The 9,485-nt window shown below is 30.8% G+C and carries 9 protein-coding genes and 1 other annotated feature; of the genes, 7 read left to right on the top strand and 2 right to left on the bottom strand.

Going from position 1 to position 9,485, the window contains the following annotated elements; translation table 11 throughout:
- Window positions 1-277: 277 nt before the first annotated feature.
- The 3 genes from AACQ14_RS21055 to AACQ14_RS21045 are packed head-to-tail and all read left to right on the top strand — an operon-like array spanning window position 278 to window position 2,015.
- Complete coding sequence (locus AACQ14_RS21055; RefSeq protein ID WP_339365549.1) at window positions 278-598, top strand: PadR family transcriptional regulator; 321 nt, start codon at window positions 278-280, stop codon at window positions 596-598.
- A gap of 2 nt (window positions 599-600) precedes the next feature.
- Complete coding sequence (locus AACQ14_RS21050; RefSeq protein ID WP_339365548.1) at window positions 601-1,239, top strand: ABC transporter ATP-binding protein; 639 nt, start codon at window positions 601-603, stop codon at window positions 1,237-1,239.
- A complete protein-coding gene (locus AACQ14_RS21045) occupies window positions 1,236-2,015 on the top strand; it encodes an ABC transporter permease (RefSeq protein WP_339365547.1) in 780 nt (259 codons plus the stop codon). The genes AACQ14_RS21050 and AACQ14_RS21045 overlap by 4 nt, the downstream gene beginning before the upstream one ends.
- 286 nt (window positions 2,016-2,301) lie before the next feature.
- Here AACQ14_RS21045 and tyrS read toward each other — a convergent pair whose 3' ends face one another.
- Complete coding sequence (tyrS, locus tag AACQ14_RS21040) at window positions 2,302-3,549, bottom strand: tyrosine--tRNA ligase (protein WP_339365546.1); 1,248 nt, start codon at window positions 3,547-3,549, stop codon at window positions 2,302-2,304.
- Between the two features lie 121 nt (window positions 3,550-3,670).
- Window positions 3,671-3,932: a binding site (T-box leader), on the bottom strand.
- Between the two features lie 245 nt (window positions 3,933-4,177).
- Here tyrS and AACQ14_RS21035 point away from each other — a divergent pair.
- Together AACQ14_RS21035 and AACQ14_RS21030 are read left to right on the top strand one after the other, a co-directional pair.
- Window positions 4,178-5,347, top strand: a complete 1,170-nt coding sequence (locus tag AACQ14_RS21035) for an iron-containing alcohol dehydrogenase (protein WP_339365545.1) — start codon at window positions 4,178-4,180, stop codon at window positions 5,345-5,347.
- Window positions 5,348-5,370: 23 nt separating this feature from the next.
- Window positions 5,371-5,853 carry a flavodoxin family protein gene (locus tag AACQ14_RS21030; RefSeq protein ID WP_339365544.1) on the top strand — a complete coding sequence of 161 codons (483 nt, stop codon included), beginning with the start codon at window positions 5,371-5,373 and terminating at the stop codon, window positions 5,851-5,853.
- Window positions 5,854-5,860: 7 nt separating this feature from the next.
- On the opposite strand, the gene AACQ14_RS21025 is transcribed toward AACQ14_RS21030, so the two are convergent.
- The gene (locus AACQ14_RS21025) at window positions 5,861-6,550 is read right to left on the bottom strand and encodes an SOS response-associated peptidase (protein ID WP_339365543.1); all 690 of its coding nucleotides are present in this window, start codon (window positions 6,548-6,550) and stop codon (window positions 5,861-5,863) included.
- Between the two features lie 227 nt (window positions 6,551-6,777).
- Between AACQ14_RS21025 and polX the strand changes: the two genes are divergently transcribed.
- Together polX and AACQ14_RS21015 are read left to right on the top strand one after the other, a co-directional pair.
- Window positions 6,778-8,484 (top strand): DNA polymerase/3'-5' exonuclease PolX, encoded by a 1,707-nt coding sequence (gene polX / locus AACQ14_RS21020; protein ID WP_339365542.1) that lies wholly within the window; start codon window positions 6,778-6,780, stop codon window positions 8,482-8,484.
- Between the two features lie 92 nt (window positions 8,485-8,576).
- Window positions 8,577-9,140 (top strand): ferritin-like domain-containing protein, encoded by a 564-nt coding sequence (locus AACQ14_RS21015; protein ID WP_339365541.1) that lies wholly within the window; start codon window positions 8,577-8,579, stop codon window positions 9,138-9,140.
- Window positions 9,141-9,485: the final 345 nt, after the last annotated feature.

The following is a 9,485-nucleotide window of genomic DNA, read 5'->3' as shown; positions in this document are numbered from 1 at the left end:
GGTTCGGCGTCCTGCCTCACTACTCCACATATACATATACTATTTTGCTTTAAGTGTCTTGGTTTTAGTTCACAAAACTCTTTTTTCTTCTGACGTGGTTTACTGTTAGCTATCAGATGTTTTTAACATGTTAAGATAACAAAAGGTGTAGTAATTTATAAAATTATAACTGTAAATAATTAAAAAAATTAGTATTGACATTACTAGAATGTCAGATTATAATATAATCATAATACGATATCGAAAACCGATAACAACAACGATAGGAGTTAATGATATGAAAAATAGTATAAGCAAAAGATTGTTTCAAGGGTTTATATGCCTGCACATTTTACATCATGCAAGTAAAGAACCTATATATGGGAGCTGGATGCTGGAAGAATTATCTGAACATGGATATAAACTTAGTCCAGGAACTCTATATCCTATATTACACAATCTTGAAAAAGAGGGATTCATTAATCATTATAATGAAAAGGTAAAAGGGAAAATAAGAAAATATTACTCCATTACCGAAGAGGGTAAAAAAGAGTTAAAAGAATCAAAAAGATATTTGGCAGAACTTATAGCTGAAATAGGAGTTGAAGAGGAGGAATAACAATGTTTGAACTACAAGGTGTGAAATTTAAACACATAATAGACTTACCATCATTAAAAATCCAAGAAAATAAAATTACAACATTAGTAGGGGAAAGTGGAGGAGGAAAAACAACAATACTCAAATTGTTAAACAAAATGATTTCACCTACAGAAGGTAAAATCTTATTTCAAGGTAAACCACTTGATGAAATAGATTCAATTACACATCGCAGACAAGTAACAATGCTATCCCAAACCCCTATAGTATTTGATGGCAATATCAAAGATAATCTTCTAGTTGGATTGAAATTCCAAGATAAAGAATTACCAAATGATGATTATCTACAAGAAATATTACAAAAAGTCCAATTAAATAAAAACCTTAATGATGATGCAGAACTCCTATCAGGTGGAGAAAAACAAAGACTATCATTAGGAAGAATCCTTCTCCTTGATTCTCCTGTTTATCTATTAGATGAACCATCATCAGCCTTAGACGACAGTACCGAAGACCTGATAATACAGATGATAACCAAATTTGTAAAAGAAAATAAAAAAACCCTTATAATGGTAACTCATTCCAAAGAAATAGCAAACAAATATTCTGATACAATAATAAAAATAAATAAAGGAAAACATAAAATGGAGGGGGACATATGAATGGAATCATAGACTTAACAGTCATACAAGTAGCACTAGCTTATATATTCGTACTTTTCGTACTTGTCATAGTTAGACTCAGAGGAATTAACAGAGAAAAAGAAATAATAATATCATCAATAAGAATGACTCTACAACTTATCCTCACTGGTCACGTACTACTATTTGTCTTTAACAACCCAAAGCCCTATATCACCATAGCCATAATAATAATAATGGAGATTTTCGCAATATATACCATATACAAGAAATTCAAAACAAAACTATCACCACAGCTAAAAAAAGTCATAGCACTATCAATGAGCATCGGCACATTAATATGCCTGACCTACTTTTTATTTGTAGTCATCCGTATTCCCAAATGGTATGAACCCCAATATTTTATCCCCATAGCCGGAATGCTCATAGGAAATTCAATGACAGGTATCTCTCTAGGAATAAACTCATTGTTAGAAGGAATGACAACCAATAAAGCCATAATAGAAGAAGCACTAATCCTAGGCGCAACCCCACAACTAGCTTCCAAAAATGTAATAAACAAAGCTTTTGATTCCGCAATACTCCCAACAATCAATTCAATGCTGGGAATGGGAATAATCTTTCTCCCAGGTATGATGACCGGTCAAATACTAGCAGGAGTAATACCAACAACCGCCATAACATACCAAATAGCCATCATGCTAGGTATCTTCGGCTCAGTATCATTAACCGTAATAATAATGCTCCACCTAGGATACAAAACATTCTTCAACAAACAAAATCAACTACAAAACTAAAACCTATCAAAATTCTACTAATATATCTAATATATTTTGCACTAATTCATGTACCCAACTTGTAAATTACAAACCTCATACATATTTACTAACTATTACAACTAAACAATGCAACAAACAAAAAGTGGTATATGGTTCGTTTTACGAAGACCGTTCCTTCAGGAGTAAGGCGAAGTAAAACGAACCATATACCACTCACATACTACACGTTAGTCCAATAATAAACTATACATTCATTTAAACATATACTAACCTTATCCACACCATTTTAGAAATCATTATATATTTATTTCACAACAACCTTCAAATACTTCTTCTTACCCCTCTTCAAAACAATCTCACCATTCTCAATCCTATCTTCACCAACAACTAAATCAACATCTTCCACCTTAACTCCATTAATACTGATACCACCCTGCTTAATCAATCGTCTGCCTTCTGACTTAGAACTTACAAATTCACACTCAAACAATAAATCAATAACAGAAATACCATCTTTTATTAATTTCTCTTCAATTTCAATGGCGGGCATATCACTAGAAATCTTATTTTTATCAAATAACTCAGTGATAGTCTTAAGAACCTTATCAGCCTCTTCCTTACCATGAACCAACTTAGTTATTTCATAAGCCATCAACCTCTTAGCACCACGGATATCCTCTTTACATAAACTTATAATCTCATCCATAGGTACTCTAGTAAACAAACGTAATAACATCTCAGTATCATCATCATTCACATTGTAAAAGTATTGGTAAAAATCAAAAACCGTAGTTTTATCTCTAGCCACCCATAATGTACCAGATTCAGTTTTACCCATTTTTTTACCTTCTCTTGTCATAAGAAGAGGACAAGTAAGTCCAAACATAATATCTCTTTCATCATTATTAGCTATATTAAGTTTTCTTCCAAGATTAGTTCCAGCAACAATATTTCCCCATTGGTCACTGCCGCCGATTTGCAAAGTACAACCGTACTTTTTATTCAGGTAGACAAAATCATAGGACTGCATAAGCATATAGCCCATCTCTAAGAACGTAAGTCCCCCTTCTTCTAATCTCTTAGAATAAGCATCCGCTGAAAGCATAGTATTAACATTAAAATGAACACCTATATCTCTCATGAAATCAATAAAATTATAAGGATTAATCCATTCTGCATTACTAAGTATTAATGCTGGATTATCACCATCAGTCTTGATGAATCTACTTGCAAGACGTTTAACTTCTTCCACATTATGTGCTACTTGTTCTTTCGTAAGCATTTTTCTCATATCACTCTTACCACTAGGATCACCAATAAGTGCAGTTGCACCACCAATAACTAAAATACCTTTATGACCAGCATCTTGTAAATATCTAAACATCATTAACGCAAAAAAGTGTCCTATATGCAAGCTGTCAGCAGTAGGGTCAATACCCAAGTAAAATGTAACAGGTGAACCACTGTTCAGTGATTTCCTAATATCTTCTTCGTGTGTAGATTGGTATACATAACCTCTCTCTAGTAAAGTTTCAAAAACATTTCTATCCATTTTTTTACCTCCATAAAATAAAATATTTATAAATAATCTTTAGGCCTTAAGATATATTCTCGTTAATATTCAAATTGATTAAAACATATAAAAAAATACAAATAAAAAACTCTCATCCTAATAAAAGGACGAGAGTATAATCTCACGTGGTACCACCTTGATTCATTGTCATATTACTATAACAATCTTAATAAGCACGCTGTTTGGTAATTCCAAAAGGATGCCCTGGTATTATAACGTATACCTAACGTCACTAGTCTACTCGATAACTTTCGATAGGAAACTCAAAGATGTATTCAAATCAGCTTGTTTGATGCCTCTCACCAACCGGCAACTCTCTTGAAAACGCTACTAATCCTACTAATTCTTATCATAGTTTTTAAATATATTTAACAATCAAATTGAATTAACTAAGATTATATGCTTATATTATATGCTTGTCAAGGGGGAAAATTGATAAAAATTATTTAGAATATTTAATGTTTTTATAAAAATACAGAAAAATTTCTAAAAATAACAAATGACAAAATAGATATTTTGATATAAAATATAATTTATAGGATTTTACATTTTTGAATATCTTAACAAAAGAATATTAAATAAAATTAACAGCAAAGGAATGAGTCATATGATAAACTTTAATTTTGCTAAAGTACCACAAACAATCTTTCATCCAGGAAGTATTAATGAGATAAATTCTTTGCATATTGTAAAAAGTGCAAAAAATATATTGCTTGTCACAGGAGCAAACTCTTTTAGAAATTCTAAGTATTATGGTAAATTATTAGAGAAGATGGTAAATAGTAATATATATGAGACAAGAGTAGTAAGAGAGCCTTCTCCAGAAAGTATAGATAATGAAGTAAATAAGTACAGAGAACATGATATTGAATTAGTTATTGCTGTTGGTGGAGGCAGTGTCATGGATACAGGTAAAGCTATTTCTGCAATGTTGACTCAAAAAGAATCAGTCATGGCATATATAGAAGGAGTAGGGGAAGGAAAGATTCATAATGGAGTTAAAATACCTTTGATTGCAATACCTACTACTTCAGGAACTGGTAGTGAGACATCGAAAAATGCTGTTTTAAGTAAAGTGGGCAAAAGAGGATTCAAGAAATCCATACGTCACGAGAATTTCGTACCAGATATAGTTATATTAGATCCAGAACTTATGACTAACTGCCCATCTATTGTAACAGCTGCTAGTGGGTTGGATGCACTGACTCAATTAATAGGTTCATACGTATCCACCATAGCGTATCCCATGACAGATGCATTAGCCGTTTCAGGTATAGAATACTTTGGAAAATCTTTTTTGTCAGTATGTAAGGACGAATATGATTCTATAGAAAAACGTGCTAGTATGGCTTATGCTTCTTATATATCAGGAATTACATTAGCAAATGCAGGTCTTGGTATTGTACATGGGTTTGCTTCAAGTGTAGGTGGTTATGCAGATATACCACATGGGGTTTTATGCGGTACATTGTTGCCTGAGGCAGTCAAACTTAATATTAAGTTACTAAAAGAACAACAAGATGAGATCTATCTGAAAAAATATGCTAAAGTAGGTGCAATACTTACAGGAAGTGATGAGAAAGATATAGATACATCTTGTAAAGAGCTGGTAAGTATCTTAGACTATTGGATAAATGAACTGAAAATACCAAGACTTAAGGAATTTGGTATCACAGAACAAGATTTGGATTCAATTGTAAAAGCAACTAATAATAAAAATAATCCTGTTAATCTAAGTAATGAACAAATGAAAAGTATACTTTTATCAAGATTATAAAAAAACGAAAGGTGGAAATGCTTATGGATAATGGAAAGAAACTTGTTGTATTTTACTCCCTAGGTGGAAACACAAGATTTATTGCCGAGGAAATAAAAAGAGAAGAAAAAACTGATTTATTAGAATTAAAACTAAAAAAAGACATTAAATCAAAAGGATTCTTGAAATATTTAATAGGAGGAAGACAGGCAATAACAGATAAGAAACCAGAATTATTACCATATAATGTTAATCTAGATCAATATGAAACAATTTTTATAGGTTCTCCTATATGGGCTAATCATTTTTCTCCAGCAGTTAACACTTTTTTATCAGAGAATTCATTTATCAATAAGAATATTGCCCTTTTCTGCTGCCATGCTGGTGGGGGTGAGGGAAAAGCTTTTAAACATTATAAAGAGAGATTAAAAGGGAATAGATTCATCGGAGAAATAGAGTTAAAAGATCCCCTAAAAGCGAAAATTGAGTCTGTTAGTAAATTAAAAAATTGGTTGAATAATATTTAGAAAAAAATCAACAAGATATAGGTATTGTGCATAATGGGCTTTCATTATTTGGCGAGTTGACTAGATTAGATACCTCATAAGCTTCCATATCTGAAGTTGGGTATGGTTTCAGTAATGATTTTAGATAAGTTATATCTTTTATATGAGGATTTAGCCAACTTTTTTCAGCACCTTTATTTAATATTACTGGCATTCTATTATGGATATTGGACATTAAAGTGTTAGGTGTAGTTGTTAATATTGTACAAGTGCTTATTTTTTGTTTGTCCTTAGTATAATATATACTATATAGACCAGCCATGCAAAATAGTTTGTTATTTTTCATAGTGATAAACATGGGTTTTTTACTGTTTTCTTCTTTTTTCCATTCATAGAACCCGTTAGATAATATAAGACATCTATTGTTTATAAAGGATTTTTTGTAGGCTGGTTTAATTTCTACAGACTCACTTCTTGCGTTAATCATTTTATATCCTATTTTTGTATCTTTTGCCCAAGCAGGAACAAAGCCCCATCGTAAATAACCTATTCTATCTTTTTTACCATTTGAGGCAACAGATAAAACTTGTTGACTTGGAGCAATATTATAACGAGGAATATAATCAAGCTTAGAAGCTATGTTTTCCATATCGAATCTACCTTTTATAATATCAACCAACATATCATAATCTAATGTTAAAACAAAACGACCACACATATGAATCCTTCTTTCTCATTAGAATTTATAATTATATATTGTACATTATATCAAATAAAAATATAGATTCAAAGGGTTTATATTGATTACACCAATATATCATATCTGTTTTAACTACTGATTAGTATAGATATTTTATTAAGTGCTAATACTAATATTTAAGTTAGGGATAACTATAGATATGGTTACTAATATGATAGAATTTATGATAAAGAGGCGGTGTCATAATGACAAAGAGTGAAATAATAAAAATTCTCAATGAAATAGGGTTGTTATTAGAATTGAAAGGTGAAAATTTCTTTAAATCTAGAGCCTATTATGATGCAGCCAACAAGTTGGAAGTCATTCAAGAAGATATACAGACTTTGGTTTCAGAGAATAGATTAGGAAGTATAAAAGGCTTTGGTAAAGCATTAACTAGTAAGATAACTGAACTTGTTACTACAGGCGAAATGGAATATTATACAAAATTAAAAGAGACCGTTCCTAAGGGACTTGTCAGTATGCTCCGTATATCAGGGTTAGGACCAAAAAAAATAATGACTATATATAAAAGTCTCGGTGTAAGTACTATAGAAGGGTTAAAAGAAGCTTGTGAAAATAATAGATTATTGGATTTACCAAGATTCAGTAAAAAAACTAAAGATAAAATTCTAGAGGGAATAAAGAATTATAATGAATATTCTGAAAAATTTCATTATCCCATTGGTGAAGTTTTAGGTTCAGAGTTGCTAAAATATATTAAAGCAAGTGGTATTGTGCAAAGATGTGAAGCAGCAGGAAGTTTAAGAAGAAAGAAAGAAGTGTTAAAGGATATAGATATATTAGTAAGTAGTGATGAACCTGATAAAGTGATGGATTTATTCACTTCTCATTATTATGTAAAAGAAATAACTGGCAAGGGAGAAACAAAGTCAAGTGTAGTGTTACAAAATGGAATGAATGCTGACATTAGGGTTGTTAGTGATTCGCAATATCCATATGCACTTCATCATTTTACAGGCAGCAAAGAACATAACACAGCACTTAGGCACCTAGCTAAGAAACAAGGGATAAAAATGAATGAATATGGTCTTTTCAAAGATGATGAATTAATTATATGTCATAATGAAGAAGATATATTTCATGTGTTTAGTATGGACTATATTCCGCCAGAATTAAGAGAGAATTATGGAGAAATTGAGGCTGCTGAGAATAACGAATTGCCTGTTCTTGTAACCAATGAAGATATCAAAGGAGTTTTTCATACTCATACAAATTATAGTGATGGTAATGCTACAATTGAACAATTAATTATAGATTGTATTAATAGAGGATATTCTTATCTAGGGATTACTGATCATAGTAAAACAGCCATTTATGCAGGTGGTCTTACAGAAGAGGATATAAAAAGACAACACGAAGAGATAGATCTCCTTAATGAAAAATATCACGATTTTAAAATATTGAAAGGTATTGAATCAGATATTCTTCCAGATGGTAGCCTGGATTATAATGAAAGAGTTTTACAATCCTTTGATTTTATCATTGGCTCTGTCCACAGTGCTTTTAAAATGGAACAAAACAAGATGACCAATAGAATAATTAAGGCAATCTCTAATCCATATATGAATATATTAGGACATCCAACTGGTAGACTGCTTCTTAGCAGAGAAGGATATAAAATAGATGTAGAGCAGATTATTGAGGCTTGTAATGAGAATAGTGTAGTTCTTGAAATCAATGCTAATCCTTATAGATTAGACCTAGATTGGAGACATATGAAAAATGCTAAAGAAAAAGGGTGTAAATTTGTCATTTCTCCAGATGCCCATAGCATTAAAGAGTTTGATTATATGAGATATGGTATAAATGTGGCAAGAAAAGGTTGGTTAGAAAAAAGCGATGTCATAAATGTTTTGAACAAAGATGAAATAGTTAGATATTTTATGTAGGGAAGTGAAAATCGAGTATTAAGTAAAAGGCTCGTTGTATTTGAGATAATATGATATAATATTACTTAGTTAAAACATGGGAGATGATTACTGTGAAAAAGATAAGATGTTTAATATGTGGAATGATCATAAACGATAAAAACTATAATATGAATGATTCTACATTTATTGATAAAAATGAAGTAGACGATATAGTTAGGTGTCCTTTTTGTGGAGTTACAAAAGAATATCTAAGTGATGATGAGGAATATATCAATTTCAATTCAGATGACTTAGAGGATAAAACTAGGAAAGTATTAGATATGGGAATGAAATTAGAAATGTTCAACGGAGATTTCTATGAAGAAGCTAGTAAACAAGCAAAAGATGAGAAATTGAAAAAAATGTTTAAGGACTTGAGTAATATTGAGATGATGCATGCAAGAGTTCATAAAAATTTTGGCGGTTTTAATACATTCCCAAGTCTTAAGAAGATAGATTACAAAAAGCATAATACTGACGAATTGTTATTAATAGAAGCTAATAAAAGAGAAAAGCATGCAATAGAATTTTACGAACGTTATTTTTCTAAGGTGCCTGACAGTATTAAAAAAATTTTCAAAGCTTTATCCGATGTTGAGAAGGAACATATTACAATAATCAGGCAAATTGATTAGATATTCAAATCTTACATACTTGTAAGGTTGTACCTAAATTTTGTAAGGAAAATGAATGTTTTTATAGGCTACTATTTGGTATAATATAAATATGTTATTACCAAAGGGGGAAATGGACATGATTAAAAAACTAATAAAATATGGATTTCTTTCATGTTTTCTATTGTTCTTGAGTTATTTAGTTATTAGAATAGTGAATAGTGATTGTATTGATGAAGAATAAGATATAATTAAATATAAAAATAAAAAAGGTATGGGTACATGCCTTTTTTTGTTGGGGAATATATAAGTAAGTCAGAAAAAATGTTTTGTTCTGACGTGGTATTTGCAAAATAGTATATGTAT

Source organism: Vallitalea maricola, from assembly GCF_036985595.1.
GTDB lineage: Bacteria > Bacillota > Clostridia > Lachnospirales > Vallitaleaceae > Vallitalea > Vallitalea maricola.
Note: the sequence above shows the minus strand (reverse complement) of the source record. Positions and strands in the feature narration are given on the sequence as shown.